We start from the raw sequence: 17594 nt of genomic DNA on the forward strand, positions 1-17594 counted from the left end.
CTAAGAACCATATTCATTCAGACGACAGAATCCGTGAGACCCAACAGAAAATTTCCAAGGCGACACAGGGTCAAACAACATCGATTTTTCTATGAATACAAAACAAATTGTTAAGGAAACGGCATTGTAGCTATTCTTCTCGTCATAGGTTGCTGGCTGAAAATGGCCTACACATGTGCAGCGACCCCAACCGCCAGCCAGATTACACAAGCAGCAAGTATGGCTGAATAACTGAGAAAGTTTGCGTTCCAAACTGCTTTACGCACCTTCTCTGGTGCCTCCGAACGTAACGAGCGGGCAACGTACCAGGCTTCCACCCAAAACGAGGCGAAAAAGAATGGAACTAACAGGACTGTTGTTGCTACTGGAATTATCCAGTGCCGTCCGCTATGGAATGGGCCAAGCCAAGGGGCAGAAAGGATTACCGCACCGACTTCACCGACGATATACGGGGGATAGGATTTCGAGTCTGCGAGATTCATGACCAAGTAGGCTAAAATTAATTCAAGAGCAACTGATGCAATCCACGCGATGGGAATGCCTACTGCGGTTGAAAAAATGTTCGCTTTAGTCATTTGGATAATGGCTGTATGCCATTCGACATTTAGTTCACGGCGAACGAGCCAACTCTCAATGGCAATAACAGGAATGATCGTTGGCACAGATAATGGCCAAACAATTGCCAACATAGGCAACCCGACATCGGCGAATGCCACGCCTGGAAATACAATTATAAGTAAAATCATGAGAAAGTGCATGACACTACCCCAACTTCTGTTGCAGGACCACTTTTGCCGCCTCTTCCGAGAACCCAATCATTACTGCCTTGATTGGCGTATATGAAGTTGTGCTGCCGCAATGGCCATTGATAAGACAACTTTTGAAGCCAACTGCTTGTTTATTTGCCGCCTATCACGGTCAGCAACTTTTGTTGCGCATTCCCAAGTGGAACATGGTTTGGAGCAAGGGTAAAACTCGAACGAAATTTATTTAATGAGAGGGATTCTCGAATGGATTAACACCCTTCGAAATTCAGCCCAATAGCAGCTTTAAACCAACGACCGACCAATTTTACATCGACAACGCAGCCTAACCGACCTGAAACAAATAAAAAAAACTTGTGTGAGGAAAATGACTTGTAATCGCCTAACTCAAGACGGAAAAAATGTCAACAGTTATTAAAGAGTTATTTCGAATAGGATATCTCGTTGTTTTTTATCAATTAATCAGGTTATTATCGTACACTAAGCCCCTCATCCAGATATTTGGTGATCGGATAGATAAAAAACTCGATTATCCTTCGGTTTTCCACCTTAACTTCCGCAGTCAAGGTCATGCCTGAACTGATTTTCATTTTTTCCCCTTCAACCATCAGCTCGTTCTCTTCCGGCTGGATAAAAACCTCATACACGTGCCCCAGTTTTTCATCTTCAACGCTGTGTTTTGATATATTTCTCACCCTTCCTTTCAGAATGCCGTACTTCTGGAAATCAAACGTGTCAATCTTTATGGAGACGGGCAATTGTTCCCCGACAAACCCGATATCCTTATTTAGCAGAACCGCTTTAATAACTAGCGGGGTCGCAACCGGGACCACAGAGAGGATTTTCTGGGCAGGCGTTACCACGCCTCCAACTGTATGGATAAACAGATTGCTGATATGGCCCTCCACGGGGGAAAGAATCCTTTGCTTTTCGTTACGAAAGGCGTTCTTGTCAATTTCCGCCTGAATTTCGGTGCTTTGCTTTTGCCTTTCCGAATACTCTTTCAGACTGGTTGTTTTAAACTCCTTTTCAATGGTGGCCGCCTCACTTTTGACCCTAACCGCCTGGTATTCTGCCTGGGCCAATTTATGATCAAGCTGTTCGATATTATTTTTGAAGGTTAAAATATCATTGAGCGTTTTTTCATATTCATTCTTGGGAATGATATCCAAAACATTTTTTAACCGCGCCTCCTTTTCCAAGGAGATAACCAGCATATCCTCATTGTATTTTTTGTCTTTTCGGGCAGCGTTAATGTCTTCACCAACCCGATCCAGCTCCGCCTTTTTGGCTTCAAGCTGTTTTTGAAGGCTACCGGAGGCGGCATCATACAATTGCCGCTGGATGTTCAAGGTTTCCGAATCCTGTCCCTTGTCTTCCGGATGAAACGGCTTGCTCCCCAGAAGCGAATTGATTCTTGATTTTTCGAGCTGGAGGTACTGAAGGCTTTTTTTCTTCGATTTCAGCTCCGGCTCGGTAATGGACGGGTCTATCTCAATTAGTACCTGCTTTTCTTTGACAAAATCCCCTTCTTTGCAAAGAATCGCACTGACAACGCCGGTTTCAAGCGGCTGGATAATTTTGACATCTCCTTCCGGTATGACGGTTCCCCGCGCGGTAATGACCACATCCACTTTCCCCACACACATCCAGATCACAAAAAAGGCCATGGCGCCCACGATAATCCAGAAAATCACGCTTCCCAGCGGGTTTTGGGGTTCCTCTTCTATTTCCGCCATGATGGGGAGGAATTCGTGGCTGTCGTCTTTTTCGAATAGTTTGAACATGAGCGTTTCCTTCGGAAACGGTATCCAGGAGCCAGTATCCAGGAGCCGGAATGTGGTATTCAGAAGTCCGGAGCAAAAAACTGGATTTTGGGAATCGACAATCAGATTCCGGGCACTGGATTCAGGTGGATGTGGTCCTGACGTCGGAATCGGGTACCTTTGAGTTAGGCTCCAGATTCTATACTTCGGGTGCGCAACTATCCTATTCTGGATACCACATTCCGGCTCCTGGATACTGGCTCCTGAATCCTGAATACTGCCCTTACAGCCCCTCCCCCTCCTGCATCATACAAAGCTGCCAATAATACCCCTTCTTCCGCATCAACGCCTCATGAGTCCCACTTTCAACGATCTTTCCGTTATCAAGGGCGATAATGATATCGCAGTTTTTAACCGTCGAGAGCCGGTGCGCCACGATAAAGGTGGTGCGGCCCTTGATGATTTTGGAAAGATTTTTCTGAATCAGCCGCTCGGATTCGTAATCGAGCGAGGAGGTGGCCTCGTCCAGAATAAAAATCCGGGGATTGGTAATCAGCGCCCGGGCGATTGCAATGCGCTGTTTTTGCCCGCCGGAGAGCGTGGAGCCTCTTTCCCCGACAAGGGTGTCGTAGCCCATCGGCATTTCGGAGATGAACTGATGAGCGCCGGCAATTTTAGCCACTTCAATAATCGCTTCCATCGGGGCATCGGATCGGGGAAGCGCAATGTTTTCCCTTATCGTGCCGCTGAATAAAAAATCCTCCTGCAGCACCACCCCCATATGATACCGGAGCCAGGAGGGGCTCATATGCCGCAGATCGATATCATCGACGTAAATGGCGCCCTCACTGGGAATATAGAGGCGCTCGATCAGTTTCGTCACGGTGCTTTTGCCACTACCGCTTCTCCCGACAAGTCCGACGCTGGTTCCCGCCTTTATATTGAAACTCATTCCGGAAAGGGCATCTTTGGAATTCTGGTTGTACTTGAACGAGATATTCTCAAACCGAAGGTCCCCCTTTATTTTCGCCAGCGTAATGTCATGGCCCTTTTTGGATTCGAGCGGATTGTTCAATATGTCGCCAATCCGCTCGACGGATAACAGTGCCTGCTGAAACTCGTTCCAAAGGCTTAAAAGCCGCATGAAGGGCCCGGTGAACAGCCCGGAAAACATCTGAAAGGCAATGAGCTGACCGATCGTCAGTTGATTGTCGATGACGAGCTTTACCCCGAGATACAAGACCACAATCGTCATGAGCCGCTGAAATAATCCGGAAATAGCGCCGGAGATGTTGGCCATGTTGGCGAGCTTAAAACCGGAATGGACGTATTTGCCGAGATTGTCCTCCCATTTTCGCTGCATGGCCCCTTCGAGCGCGAGCGACTTTACCGTATGCATCCCGGTGACGGATTCGACGAGATAGGAGTTGGATTGGGCCGCCATGATGAATTTATGCTGAAGCCGCTTTCGAAGCTCCGGTGTCACCGATAGATATAAAATCCCCACCAGGAGCACAAAGGCCAGAAAGACAAGGCTCAGCTTTACGGAGTAGATAAACATCACCATCACGAAGGCCAGGGAGAAAAAAAGATCCACAACGACGGAAACGCATCGGTTGGTGATAAATTCCCGGATATTGTCCAGCTCCCGCACCCTTGCAACAATATTTCCCACCTGTCTCATCTCAAAATAGATGTAGGGGAGCGAAAGGAGGTGCTTGAATAATTTCGCGCCGAGCTTGGCGTCGATTTTTTTGGCCGTATGGACAAAGACATAGTTTCTGGCAAGATTTAGAAAAAGCTCAAAGACCATTACGGCCAGAAAGGCGACGGCAAGGACATCGAGCGTGGTCATGCTGCGATGAACGATCACCTTATCAAGAATGACCTGCGTAAAAAGGGGCGTCACAAATCCGAAGAGCTGAACGATGAAGGACCCTAACAAAACCTGACCGATAATCTGCTTGTAATGCAGAATCTCGTTGAAAAACCACTTAAACCCGAAAGTGCCTTCCGAAGAAATGAGGCTGTGCTTTAAGACTATGCTTTCATTGTCCCAAAGCTGCCCAAAATCATTATAGCTCAGTTGCTTTGCCGATTTTTCCCTCGGGAGAAAGACAAGTGCGGTTTTCTCTGCTTCATTGGCCTTCAGAAAGACGGCGAAGCTTTCATCCTTCAAAATGGCAATAAACGGCGTGGGGTATTTTGGGAGCAGTTTTTCAAGCGGAAAAGATTTCAACCGGGCCTTAAACCCGAGTACTTTTGCGGCCCGCAGAAGCTCCTCTTTACTCAGGTCAGCGCCGGGAATCCCTGCATCTCTTTTCAGGGTCCGTAAATCCAGATTTATCTGATGGACTCTGGCGATCAGTTCCAGGCAGACAAGGGCCGTTTCCATTAATGGGTTCCCGTTGATAGAAGCATGAGTCGAATTCTTGCGGAATTGATATTTATTTCTGCCTGTTGAAGTGCCAATTGTTCATTTGCGAGTTCTATTTTTTGATTTAAAAATTCCTTTTGGCCTGTCACCTTTTCCACCATCAACCGTTCCGCCATGCTCAGCTTTTCCGTTGTTTTGTGAATCATCTCTTTCCGGGAAGTTATCTCTTCGGCAAGCGTTGTAACGCTCTGATCGGTAGTTCGGTACCTTTTCGTTAACTCATAGAGATTTTTGTCTTTTTCTAGTTTAAGTTTCTCTATTTCAAAATTTACCTTTTCAATTCGGGCCCTCGTTTTAAACCCGCTGAAAAAAGAAAAGGATGCGGAAATGCCGATTATATAATTTTGATCCTGAATATTCTCGATAGAGTGCACGTAAGAACCCGTATCCTTTCCATACCAAATATATCCCGAATAAAAATCGAACCTCGGGAGCCAGCTTTTCTTCAATATGGCCAGTTCATTTTGCTTTTTTTCAATCTCAAGTTCGTAGATGCGAGATTCGGGCACCTTTTCTTCCGAAAATGGCTCTCGTCCCGTATTGATTTCCGTAAAATCTCCTATTTCAATATTCTCGCCTTGATAGGGTTCTCTCGTAAAGAGGGAGAGTTCATGCAGCGTTTTTTGGAGTTTTCCTTGCAACTCGTCGATGGTGTTGACGGTTTTTATGGTGTTGAGCATATCATCCACCATATCGACCTTAAAAAGCATGCCGGCCTGTTGAAGTCTCTCGGATGCGAAGAACAGTTCCTTTTGAAACCCCAGAAGTGTTTTTTTTGCCGCCAGTTCACGGGAAATATGAAGTAACTCCGTATAAAGCTGCAGGGCTTTTAGCTTTATATCCCGAATGGACTGGATTCGGGCGACGCTTCTTGCCGCGATATCCTTTTCCGCAAAGGCCAGCTTGTTTGCCCTTGCGCCGAAATCATATAACAGCCACTCGGCATTGAGGGTATAGGAGTTTCGGTAACTGGTGGGTTCACCGAATACCGAATTGCCGACGGATGTAAGATCGCCGTCGCTGCCGGTTAAGTCCCTTATATATTCCGAATTCCATTTTCCTTTGATTGCGGGATAGTAAAGAGATAGCGTTTCTCTCTTTCCCGCCTCGCTTATTTGAATGTCCTTTTCGGCAATCGCTACATCAAAGGAATTTTCAATGACCTTATCCATTACCTGGTCAAGGGTGATCCTTTCTCCCGCCCAAGTATTGAATGGAAAGAATACCAACAACAATAGAACCGCAACCTTAGGTGCCATCTTCATTTCAGCCATTTTTTCGGAACACGATGCTGGGCTCATGGCATCAAGCCCGAAGCGCCTCCTGACGAAGGCAGCGCTTTCCCCGATGCATCCTTCAACGAAACATGGTTTGCAACAAAAGGAACACTCGATCGAAATTTATTTAAGGGGGGCTCTCGAATGGATGAAGACCGTTCCAAATGTCAGCCCTATATCAACTTCAAAACAACAACCCACCAGCCTTACCGTAACAACGCAACCCGACTATCCTGGAATGACCTAAAACACCGTTTGAGGAAAACGGTTCGGCAATTTATGTTTGACGACGATCAAAATGTCAACAGATTTTTTGAACACAGATTTTTTGAAAGCATCAATTCTTTTTTCCTCCGAAGATATCATGGGGATGGCCTCCGGGGTCAGGCGCCCATCCCCATAGGACGCAGCGCGCCCCTGCTTGGTAAAATTCATTGAACCGATCACTTATCGTTGCTGCCGAAACCGGACCGGTGATTGACTCAAGCACCCTTTCGAGATAAATAGGCCGTATGCTGTCTCAGTGTCCCCTCGACAAGATAAGGAGCCCAAGTGAATTCCATCTTTGAATTCAGATTAACCCAATTCCGACAAACCCTTGCCCAAAAGCCATTCGACACCTTTCTGGTTCTAGTGGGTGAAAACCGGTTTTATCTGAGTGGCTTTACCGGAGAAGACACGCAATTCGACGAATCATCCGGGGTTCTTCTGATCACTGAGAATCGGGCGATCCTTGCCACGGATTCAAGATATACCTTGCAGGCAACGCAAGAAGCCCCTTTATATGAAATTATCGAATACAAGGGGGGGCTGGCCAAGGAACTGCCCGCTATTTTAGCATCCTTGTCGACCCAAGCACTCGGATTTGAAAGCGTTCGCATGACCGTCATGCAATACGACCACATTAAAACGCAACTTCAGGCAGGCAACCTGCAAATTGAGCTGATGCCCGAGGTGGAGCTGGTCGAGACTTTCCGGATTCGAAAATCTCCGGAAGAAATTATCGCTATTCGAGAGGCCCTAAACATCGCGGAAACCGTGTTTTCAGATTTCGTGCCGACCCTGCGTCCCGGCATGAGTGAAAAGGCGATTGCCCGGGAGATGGAAAAGCGACTTCGGGAAGCAGGTGCGGATGGCTTGTCATTTCCGATCATTGTTGCTTCCGGCCCCAAAAGCGCGCTTCCTCATGCGATTCCGGATGAGCGGAAAATCAATGCCGGCGAGCCGATTCTTTTCGACTGGGGCGTGCGGGTAGGCGGCTATTGCTCGGATATTTCCCGCATGGCCTATATCGGGCCACCGGATGACACCTATAAAAAGGTCTACCAAACGGTTCTGGATGCCCAGCGCTTTGCCACTGATGCGGTCCGGCCCGGTGTCAGCTCCAAAGCCGTGGATGAAATCGCCAGATCCCATATTGAAAAAAAGGGCTTCAAGGGAAAATTCGGGCACGGTCTCGGCCATGGCGTCGGATTGGCCATTCATGAAGCGCCTCGCTTAAGCCCGCTACGGGACACGCCATTGGAACCGGGTATGGTGTTTACGATCGAACCCGGTATTTATCTGGCTGATTGGGGCGGCGTTCGACTTGAAAATATGGCTGTCGTAACGAACGACAGCGTCGAGATTTTAAATCAAACGGATCCGGCCAATATGATTTTGCTTTAAATCAAGGTTCGCGTGTATCCGTGGAAAACAAGAATTAACCTCGGAATTGATCTCCATGCCCTGTCTCAACGAATTGTCGGATCTGTTTTTTAGTTACCTTCAAATCGAAAAGGGCCTTTCCACAAACACCCTTGAATCCTATGCCATTGACATCAAAAGATATCTTGACTTTTTAACGCAATCCGGCATCGCGGACATTCATGCGGCGGACACCGCGATGATCTTAAAGCACCTGATCCGCCTGCGCAGTGAGGGACTGAGCGCCAGAAGCCGCGCCCGCCATTTGGTGGCGATTCGCAGTTTTTACCGGTTTCTGGTGCAGGAAAAGGTGATAGATCATAATCCGGCCCGTCTGGTGGAGCTGCCTAAAATCGGTCTTAAATTGCCGGATGTTCTTTCTTTTGAGGAAATCGAATCGCTCCTTCGCGCGCCCGATATGACCCAATCCAAAGGGGTCAGAAATGCTGCCATGCTGGAGATCCTTTACGCAGCCGGATTGCGGGTGTCCGAGCTCGTCAACATGAAATTGACCGACATCCACCTTGAAGCCGGATTTATTCGCGTATTCGGAAAAGGCAGCAAGGAGCGAGTCGTGCCGATCGGCATTCCCGCGCAGAAAATTATCGAACTTTATCTGAGTACGGTAAGGCCGGAGTTGTTGAAGCAGCACCAAAGTCATTTTCTGTTTATTGCCAGAGCGGGAAAACCCATGACCCGGCAAGGATTTTGGAAGCTTTTGCGGCAATATGCCTTAGCCATCGGAATTAAAAAGAAAATCACCCCTCATAGTTTACGGCATTCCTTTGCCAGCCATCTGCTGGAGGGCGGCGCGGATTTGAGGGCCGTCCAAATGATGCTCGGGCATGTGGATATTTCCACCACACAGATCTATACGCATGTGGCCAGGGAGCACCTGAAAAAGATGCACGAGAAATTCCATCCCAGAGGCTAAGGGACACCGAATTTTTTGATAAACCGTTTATGCAATGCGCATTTTCGAATTATCGTCGGCATTGTAGGGGCGAACCTGTGTGTTCGCCCTGATTACGAAGGGCGAACACACTGGTTCGCCCCTACGGGGTTGCGGGCAATCGTCATCGTTAGGTAAATTGGCATTTTCTGATTCCCTAAAAGAATTAATTCCGATCCGGGATCACCTCGCATGACGCAAAGCATGTCGGTTAAAATCGGTTATAATTTCGAATTCATGTTATAAAATAATTTATTCAGCTTGGACTTATGACACAATTATTTTGCTAATCGTTCAATTCTTGCCCCTATAGTGTTTTTCCCGCAAATCCGCGGAGCTTCCTGCTTGACACGCCCACCGTTTTTGATTATTTTTATGGCTTAACTCGTTAAATTTCTTGCATTATGACGCATGCATGACACTATTGGGCCATGAATGCCGGCGCCTTTTTCAGTTCGGGCACCCCCTCCATGGCCCGCAACCGGGGGAAGCAGCTGCATCGCGCCTAGCCCGGAAAAAATTATCAATAAGCTGGAATAACAGATGGTTCAATTCCATGGCGCCCAACCAACCCTTTTGGGGTGGTGGAAGAGCGCCGATAAAGAAAACGGTGACGCCCCCTGCGGGGAGACAACGATTCATGACGCGGCGCTTCGGATTACTCATCCGATGTTCCTGGTGGATGTCAAGGGAAAACCGGCGGTGTTTCAACAGGGGTGTGCCGTGATCGGCAAGATGCAGGATGCATCAGGCTTCCCCCTGCTGGGATATGCCCCTGCCCTGTGGCCTGAAAACTTTGGCGATGCCATTTTCAAATCCGAACATCAGCTCAAATATCCTTATGTGGCCGGCGCCATGGCAAACGCCATCACCTCCGTCAACATGGTAGCCGCCATGGGAAAAGCCGGCATGATCGGCTTTTTCGGCGCCGGCGGATTGACGATTGATGAAATCGAAGCCGCGGTGGTTGACGTGCAAGCGCAACTGAACGGGCACCCCTATGGGTTTAATCTTATTCACAGTCCTTTTGACCCTGAACTTGAAAAAGCGACGGTGGCCCTTTATTTGCGAAAAGGGGTTCGGCGCGTCAGTGCCGCGGCTTATATGGACCTGACCCTGCCCCTGGTGCATTACCGGCTCAGGGGAATTCACCGCGACCCGCAGGGGCGGATTATCTGCCCCAACAAAGTGGTGGCCAAGGTATCCCGCGTCGAGGTAGCCCGTAAATTTTTTTCACCGCCGCCGGGCAAATTGGTTGATCAGCTTTTAAGTGAAAAGTTGATTACTCGCGAGGAGGCGGACCTATCTCAGTTTATTCCGGTGGCGCATGATCTGACGGCTGAAGCCGACTCGGGCGGGCATACGGATAACCGTGCTGCCATCGCCTTGCTGCCGACCATGCTGGCGCTTCGAAACGAACTTCAGGCACGGTATGGGTATTCACGGCCCTTGTGCGTCGGTCTTGCCGGCGGAATAGCCACGCCTCATTCCACGGCCGCTGCTTTTGCCATGGGCGCGGCCTATGTGCTGACGGGCACCGTAAACCAGGCTTGTGTGGAATCCGGCACATCGGACACGGTGCGCCATCTGCTGGCCGAAGCCGGCCAGGCGGATGTCGCCATGACGCCCTCGGCGGACATGTTTGAGATGGGGGTCAAGGTGCAGGTCCTCAAACGGGGAACGATGTTCCCCTTGCGAGCAGCCAAGCTTTACGAAATTTACAATGCCTGTGAAAGTCTTGACCATATTCCCGCTTCGCAGCGGGCCATGCTGGAAAAAACCTGTTTTCACAAATCCATCGAGGCGGAATGGGAGCAGACCCGCGCCTTTTTCCTGAAACGTGATCCCGGCCAGATTCCATTGGCTGAACAAGATCCCAAACATAAAATGGCCCTGGTGTTTCGCTCTTACCTGGGGCAATCCTGCCGATGGGCGACATCGGGGAATTCAGCGCGGCAAATGGATTATCAGATCTGGTGCGGACCGGCCATCGGCGCGTTTAATGAATGGACCAAGGGATCATTTCTGGAGAGACCCGAAAATCGAAATGTGGTGACCGTCGCCAAGAATCTGCTTGTCGGCGCCGCCATGATCACCCGGTTAAACTGGCTAAGCAACCAGGGGATTCACTTGCAGCCCGAAGAAACGAACTTTACACCCCTGCCCCTTGAAACCCTGAATGGCCTGTTAACCGAGCTAAGGGACTGATTGAATTCAAATGACCGATATTAAATACCCGCAAATTCCCATCGCCATCATCGGCATGGGGTGCATGTTTGCCAAATCATCCGCGCTCAAGGACTTCTGGCGTCTTATCTATCACGGGCAAGACGGCATCGAGATCGTCCCTGCAACCCATTGGTCCGTAGCGGACTATTACGATAAAGACCCCAAGCGGCCGGATCATGTGTATTGCCGACGGGGCGGATTTTTACCCCCGGTCAGCTTTGATCCAACTGAATTTGGTATTCCGCCAGCCAACCTGGAGGCCACGGACACCTCTCAACTGCTCAGCCTGCTGACAGCCAAAGCGGCCCTCAACGATGCGGGATACCTTGACGGCAAACCCTTTGACCGCGATCGAACAAGTGTCATACTGGGCGCCACCGGCACGCAGGAACTGGCTATTCCGCTGGGCGCGCGCCTGGGACACCCGCACTGGCGACGGGCCTTGCAAGCGGCCGATATCCCCGCCGATAAAATTGAGCAAATCACCCGGGATATCGCAGCGGCTTACGTACCGTGGCAGGAAAACTCCTTTCCGGGACTTTTGGGCAACGTGGTGGCCGGCAGAATCTGTAACCGGCTGGATTTGGGCGGCACCAATTGCGTCGTGGATGCGGCGTGCGCCAGCTCCATGAGCGCCCTTCACCTGTCTTTGCTGGAACTCACCACCAGCCGCTCGGATATGGTGATTGCCGGCGGGGTGGATCTGTTAAACGATATTTTCATGCACATGTGCTTTTCCAGCACATTTATCTTAAGCCCCACGGAAGATATCCGTCCCTTTTCAAAAGATGCCGACGGCACGCTGCTCGGGGAAGGACTCGGCATGCTGGTCTTAAAACGGCTGCCCGATGCGGAGCGGGACGGCGATCGGATTTATGCCCTCATACGGGCCCTCGGCTCATCCAGTGACGGCAGATCCCAGAGCATTTATGCGCCGAGATCCGAAGGCCAGGAAAAAGCCCTTCGCACAGCCTATGCGCTGGCCGATATTTCCCCGAACACCGTCGAATTGATCGAGGCGCACGGCACCGGCACACGCGTCGGTGATCAGGTGGAATTTCAAACCCTTAAAAATGTTTTTGGCAAATCAACGCCCAACGGACGCCGGTGCGCCATAGGGTCCGTGAAATCCCAGATCGGCCATTCCAAGGCGGCGGCAGGGTCTGCCGCTCTGATCAAAACGGCATTGGCGCTGTATCATAAAGTACTGCCCCCCACTCTGAAGGCAGAAACGGCCGATCCCAGGCTCGGCATGGAAGAAAGCCCGTTTTACCTGAACCAACAATCGCGACCGTGGGTGACAACCTCCGATTCTCCCCGGCGTGCTGGCGTCAGCAGTTTCGGATTCGGGGGGAGTAATTTTCATGTCGTACTCGAAGAATACCAACCGCAAAAACAGGCCGTGTCCTGGGACGGAACGGTTGAAATTCTATCGTTTTGCGCGCCCGCGCACGATCTTCTGACATCGCAACTCACCGAACTCACCAAAAGCGCCAAAGCCGGCTGGACGTCCATTGATTTGGCGGTTGAGGCCTATGAGTCCAGAAAGCGGTTTTCCGCTGAGGCACCGTTTCGGTTATTGATGGCAATTGAAATGCCCCGCTTCGATGCTGAAAAACTGTCGAATTTGTTCACCGCGGCCATTAATGCGCTGAACGGCAATCCACCGGACCATTCCTGGCAATTGCCGAATATTTTCTATGGTTGCGGACCTGTTACGGGAAAAATGGCCGTTCTGTTTCCGGGTCAGGGAAGCCAGTATACCGGCATGGGCAACGATCTAATCTGCACCTTTCCGGAAGCCCTGGCTGTCCTGGCGTCCGCGGACAACCTTTTTCAACAATCCAACCCGCAGGGGAATCGACTGAGTGACATTATTTTTCCATTCGATACCGCTTCCGAGGAAAAAGCGCTTGAATTCGATTCCCGTCTGCGCTCAACGGATAATGCGCAACCGGCCATCGGCGCGGTCAGCCTGGCCATGTGGCGCGTGCTGCAACGATTTAACGTTCAACCGGATGTCGCGGGCGGCCACAGCTTCGGAGAACTTACGGCCCTTTGCGCGGCCGGCTGGTGCGATGAGCCGTCACTGCACACTCTCTCCATTCGCCGAGGTCAATGCATGGCTGCCGCCAGTAACGGCAAAGACCACGATGCCGGCACCATGATGGCGGTATTGGGCCCCTTGAACGAGCTCGCCAATCGGTTGGAAGAAGCCCAGGTCGATGTGGTGATAGCCAACCGAAACAGCCCGGAACAGGGCGTATTGTCCGGGCCCGCGGCGGCTGTCACCCTGGCTGAAACCAAATGCCGCGACTGGCGCTATAAGACCAAACGGTTGCCGGTTTCGGCCGCTTTTCACAGCCCGTTGATGGCATCGGCCTGCAAGCCCTTTGAATCGGCGCTGGCCGGAATCACCTTCACCCCGACCAAGGTGCGGGTATATGCCAATACGGATGGGCGACCCTATCCGAAAGATTCCGCCATCGCCCGGCAACGCTTGAGCGATCAACTTGTCAAACCGGTTGAATTCATAAAAAATATTCAGAACATGCAAAAAGACGGGGTCCGAACGATTCTTGAAGTGGGCCCCAAGTCCGTGCTGGCCGGCCTTTGTAAATCCATTCTGAAGGAAGCCGCTGTAAACATTATTTCCCTGGACAGCTCCTCCGGCAAGCGCAACGGGGTCATGGATCTGGCAACCGTGCTGTGTCGCCTCGGCGCGCTCGGGTATTCGATCGCTCTCAACCAGTGGGAAGATCCTGTCACCAGACCCGCAAGGCCCAAAATGAATGTAACGCTGACCGGTGCGAACATCCGGTCAAGCAAACCCGAAACCCCCAAATTATCCGCGTCCGGCACACCTGCGCTCTCCAGGCCGGTGTTGCCGGTGCGCGAACCGATACCGGACACCATGGAAATCAAAACAAACGACATGCACATATCCCCAACGCAATCAACGTCCACGGGTCAACATCCCCTGCTCTCGCCGAATACGGGCTATCCTCCTGCTTCTACCATCGAAAACGCGCTTCGCGTGGCGGAACAAGGGCTAAAATCCATGCAAGCCCTTCAGATGAAAACCGCCGAAACCCATCAAAAATTCCTCGATACGCAAGCCGAAGCCGGCAGGGCGTTAAAGGAAATGATGGATAGCGCCCGGCAAATGACCGGTTTTATTCAGGGCCATGGCATTCCCCGCCCCCGAACCACGCCAACTGAAAAAGCGCCCAAAACCGATCAAACCGTTTCCACCGCTATTCCCGTTCCGGCAAGCAGACCGATGCCCATACCAGAAACCCCTTTGGAATCAAAGCCGAATACCAAGGCTGTTATACCGGCTGCGCTGCAAACGGTTGCCGTGCAAGCCGCCCCTGAAGAAACCGCCGAGAAAAACGATATCGCAGGCCATCTGCTGGCCATTGTCAGTAAACTTACAGGATATCCGGAAGACATGCTGAATCTGGATATGGACATCGAATCGGATCTCGGTATCGATTCCATCAAGCGCGTGGAAATCCTTTCCACGCTGGCGGAATCCCTGCCCGGACTTCCACCGGTTCAACCCGAAATAATGGGACGGCTGAAAACGCTGGGCCAAATCGTCGATCATCTATCCCAAACTCACGGAAAGACAAAGAAGAAAGATTCGAAACCGGCCGCGCCACCTGAAAATAAAGCGACACCACCGGGTATCCCCACCAGCGATCTTGAGGAAGCCCTCATGCAGGTGGTCAGCCGGCTCACCGGTTATCCCCGAGAGATGCTGGAACTTGAAATGGATATTGAAGCGGATTTGGGAATCGATTCCATCAAGCGTGTGGAGATTTTATCTTCTCTTGCGGAAACCATACCCGGCTTGCCCCGGGTTCAGCCCGAAACCATGGGACGACTAAAAACGCTTGCGCAAATCGTTCACCATCTTTCCGCGCCCGGTCAAGTCGATACCTCCCCTAAAACCGCCCCATCCGCCACCGTCGACAAAGACCCAGTAACGCCGGGAAACACGTCCGATGACGGAACAACGACTGTGGCAAGATCTGTTGTCCGTTTGGAAAAATGTTCCTTTCAACCGGTATCGGTTCGCCCCATCGATTCAAACGGCACCCTGTACATTACGGCCGACGCATCAGGGCTTTCAGATGCGCTTGCAGCCGCGTTTTGCGATTTGGGGCAATCGGCCCAAGCCCTTTCCGCCGATGCCGTTCAAGAGATACTTAAAACAGAGGCATTTCCCGCCGATGCATGCGGCCTTGTAATGATTCCGGATGCCGGGCGCCTTTCTGATAACGGCATGGATCCGCTGGATATCGAAACACTGAAATCGTGGTTTTTTCTAACGCGCTGTGCCGCATCCACCCTGACAGCCGCGGCTGAAACGCGATCCGCTCTGTTTGCAGCCATCACGTTCATGGACGGCGCCTTTGGCTTTGGTGGAAACGGCATGACCAAACCCGCGATGGGCGCATTGGCCGGGCTCGTTAAAACCGCCGCTATCGAGTGGGAAAAAGTGATCTGCCGCGCCATCGATGTCTCTCCGGACTGGGCTGAAACCCGGGAACTGGCCATCCATATTGCAACCGAGCTAATGAATGAATCCCGCCGGCATCAGACGGAAACCGGCCTGACCCCGAGCGGAATCATCTCGCTCTGCCTTTCATCCGCGCCCGATGCACCGGGCGATGGGAATGAAGGGGTCATCACGTCATCCGATGTCTTCGTGATAACGGGCGGCGGCCGCGGGGTCACCGCCGCATCGGCCTTTGCGTTGGCCCAAACCGCAACACCGACGCTGGTGCTGCTGGGACGATCCGAGCCGCCCTTTTTGGAGCCGGCTTGGCTATCCGGATTAACAACCGCCGCCGAAATCAAAAAAGCCGTCATCTCCCACGAATTCAATCAACAAACGCCGTCACCCCGAGCCGTAGAAGCGATCTATTCCCGGTATGCGGCCAACCGCGAAATCTCGCAGAACATCGACAGAATCAACGCCACGGGCGCTCAAGTCCACTATTTTCAGTTGGATGTCCGTCATGAGGCCGAAGTGACCACCGTTCTTGAAAAAGTGCGCGCGATTCACGGCCCCGTCACCGGCATTCTTCACGGCGCCGGTGTATTGGAAGACCGGCTGATCGTGGATAAAACACCTGAGCAGATCTCGCGCGTGTTTGACACCAAAATTCGGGGGGCGCAGAACCTGCTCGTCTGCACGAAAGCGGACCCGCTAAGATATGTCGTCTTTTTCTCATCCGTCGCCGCCCGTTTCGGCAACCGGGGCCAGGCGGACTATGCCATGGCCAACGAAATGCTCAACAAGATGGCTGAGATCGAGGCCTTTCAGCGACCGTCCTGCCGCACGATCTCCATTAACTGGGGGCCCTGGGACGGCGGCATGGTAACCGACGCGTTAAAGCGCGAGTTCACCAAACGCGGCATAGACCTTATCCCCATGGCAGCCGGCGCGCGCTGCCTGGTAAGAGAGATGACACGGCCCGGAACGGCCCCCGCACAAATCGTGTTGGGCGCCGCACTTGAAGGCCATAGCACGGTCACCGAGGATCATCGGGGAAAAACAATCCGGTTGCCCTCGACGCATTCAGCACCCGCTGATTTATCCTTGCTCTTTAAGCGGGAAATCGATGTCCAACGTTTGCCCGTGCTGCAGTCCCACCAGTTGGACGGCATCCCGGTGGTTCCTTTTGCGCTCATCGCGGAATGGATCGGCCACGGCGCCATGCACGGCAATCCCGGGCTTTACTTGCACGGGCTGGACGATTTACGCCTGCTAAAAGGCATTCGACTGGAACACGACACCAAAACGATTCGCCTCATGGCGGGCAAAGCGCGGAAAAAAGGCGATGTCTATGAGGTGAATGTGGAGATTCGAAACGGCGTCAAAGACGGAAAAGATGTGATTCACTCTCGCGCCAAAGCGGTGCTATCTTCGAAAGTCTGCGAAGCACCGATGATCGCGCCTACATTTATCTCCTGTTTTGCGCCTTATGAAAAATCCGTTCAGGAAGTCTATGAGACCATCCTTTTTCATGGCGTGGCCCTGCAAGGCTTGCAACAGATCATCGGCCTTTCCGAACAGGGCATGGCCGCCAAAATCGCTGCTGCGCCCAAGCCTGAAAAGTGGATGGTAAATCCCCTGCGCACCCGTTGGATCAGTGATCCGCTGGCGCTGGATAGCGCGTTTCAAATGGCCTGCGTCTGGTGTTACGAATATCTCGGCGCAGTGTCGCTGCCCAGCTATACCGCATCCTACAGGCAGTTTTGCCGGGAGTTTCCAAAAGACGGCGTGACTGCGGTATTGGAGGTGACAAGCCGATCCCGGCATAAAATGATCGGCGACATCACCTTTGTTGACGCCGACCACACTGTGGTTGCCACACTCGGCGGGTATGAGGCAATTGCGGACACCTCCCTGTATAAGTCTTTTAAACCCGACAAAATAGCCAGTTGAGTAAACCGTTCACCCAT

The 17594-nt window shown here is 51.6% G+C and carries 9 protein-coding genes; 5 read left to right on the top strand and 4 right to left on the bottom strand.

The features are described from left to right. Positions 1–167: 167 nt before the first annotated feature. From RBT11_11730 to RBT11_11745, 4 genes are all read right to left on the bottom strand, one after another. The gene (locus RBT11_11730) at positions 168–758 is read right to left on the bottom strand and encodes a hypothetical protein (protein MDX9787443.1); all 591 of its coding nucleotides are present in this window, start codon (positions 756–758) and stop codon (positions 168–170) included. Between the two features lie 476 nt (positions 759–1234). After that, complete coding sequence (locus RBT11_11735; protein MDX9787444.1) at positions 1235–2551, bottom strand: HlyD family type I secretion periplasmic adaptor subunit; 1317 nt, start codon at positions 2549–2551, stop codon at positions 1235–1237. Between the two features lie 262 nt (positions 2552–2813). Then, positions 2814–4925 carry a type I secretion system permease/ATPase gene (locus tag RBT11_11740; GenBank protein ID MDX9787445.1) on the bottom strand — a complete coding sequence of 704 codons (2112 nt, stop codon included), beginning with the start codon at positions 4923–4925 and terminating at the stop codon, positions 2814–2816. Continuing rightward, on the bottom strand, positions 4925–6139 hold the full coding sequence (locus tag RBT11_11745) for a TolC family protein (GenBank protein ID MDX9787446.1): 1215 nt from the start codon (positions 6137–6139) through the stop codon (positions 4925–4927). The genes RBT11_11740 and RBT11_11745 overlap by 1 nt, the downstream gene beginning before the upstream one ends. Here RBT11_11745 and RBT11_11750 point away from each other — a divergent pair. The 5 genes from RBT11_11750 to RBT11_11770 all read left to right on the top strand — a co-directional run bounded on the left by RBT11_11750 (position 6126) and on the right by RBT11_11770 (position 17577). After that, positions 6126–6491 carry a hypothetical protein gene (locus RBT11_11750; protein ID MDX9787447.1) on the top strand — a complete coding sequence of 122 codons (366 nt, stop codon included), beginning with the start codon at positions 6126–6128 and terminating at the stop codon, positions 6489–6491. The genes RBT11_11745 and RBT11_11750 overlap by 14 nt on opposite strands. A gap of 305 nt (positions 6492–6796) precedes the next feature. Next, on the top strand, positions 6797–7912 hold the full coding sequence (locus RBT11_11755) for an aminopeptidase P family protein (GenBank protein MDX9787448.1): 1116 nt from the start codon (positions 6797–6799) through the stop codon (positions 7910–7912). Between the two features lie 55 nt (positions 7913–7967). Continuing rightward, positions 7968–8864 carry a site-specific tyrosine recombinase XerD gene (gene xerD, locus RBT11_11760; GenBank protein MDX9787449.1) on the top strand — a complete coding sequence of 299 codons (897 nt, stop codon included), beginning with the start codon at positions 7968–7970 and terminating at the stop codon, positions 8862–8864. Positions 8865–9425: 561 nt separating this feature from the next. Beyond that, entirely contained in the window at positions 9426–11090 is a 1665-nt protein-coding gene (locus RBT11_11765; protein MDX9787450.1) for a PfaD family polyunsaturated fatty acid/polyketide biosynthesis protein, read from the top strand. Positions 11091–11100: 10 nt separating this feature from the next. Further along, entirely contained in the window at positions 11101–17577 is a 6477-nt protein-coding gene (locus tag RBT11_11770) for an SDR family oxidoreductase (protein ID MDX9787451.1), read from the top strand. The last annotated feature ends 17 nt before the right edge of the window (positions 17578–17594 follow it).

Source organism: Desulfobacterales bacterium, assembly GCA_034003325.1.
In the GTDB taxonomy this organism is placed as follows: domain Bacteria; phylum Desulfobacterota; class Desulfobacteria; order Desulfobacterales; family JAFDDL01; genus JAVEYW01.

Coding starts and splice junctions, on each gene's coding strand:
- RBT11_11730 (MDX9787443.1), bottom strand. CDS start 758: ATGCACTTTCTCATGATTTTACTTATAATTGTATTTCCAGGCGTGGCA.
- RBT11_11735 (MDX9787444.1), bottom strand. CDS start 2,551: ATGTTCAAACTATTCGAAAAAGACGACAGCCACGAATTCCTCCCCATC.
- RBT11_11740 (MDX9787445.1), bottom strand. CDS start 4,925: ATGGAAACGGCCCTTGTCTGCCTGGAACTGATCGCCAGAGTCCATCAG.
- RBT11_11750 (MDX9787447.1), top strand. CDS start 6,126: ATGACCTTATCCATTACCTGGTCAAGGGTGATCCTTTCTCCCGCCCAA.
- RBT11_11745 (MDX9787446.1), bottom strand. CDS start 6,139: ATGGATAAGGTCATTGAAAATTCCTTTGATGTAGCGATTGCCGAAAAG.
- xerD (MDX9787449.1), top strand. CDS start 7,968: ATGCCCTGTCTCAACGAATTGTCGGATCTGTTTTTTAGTTACCTTCAA.
- RBT11_11765 (MDX9787450.1), top strand. CDS start 9,426: ATGGTTCAATTCCATGGCGCCCAACCAACCCTTTTGGGGTGGTGGAAG.
- RBT11_11770 (MDX9787451.1), top strand. CDS start 11,101: ATGACCGATATTAAATACCCGCAAATTCCCATCGCCATCATCGGCATG.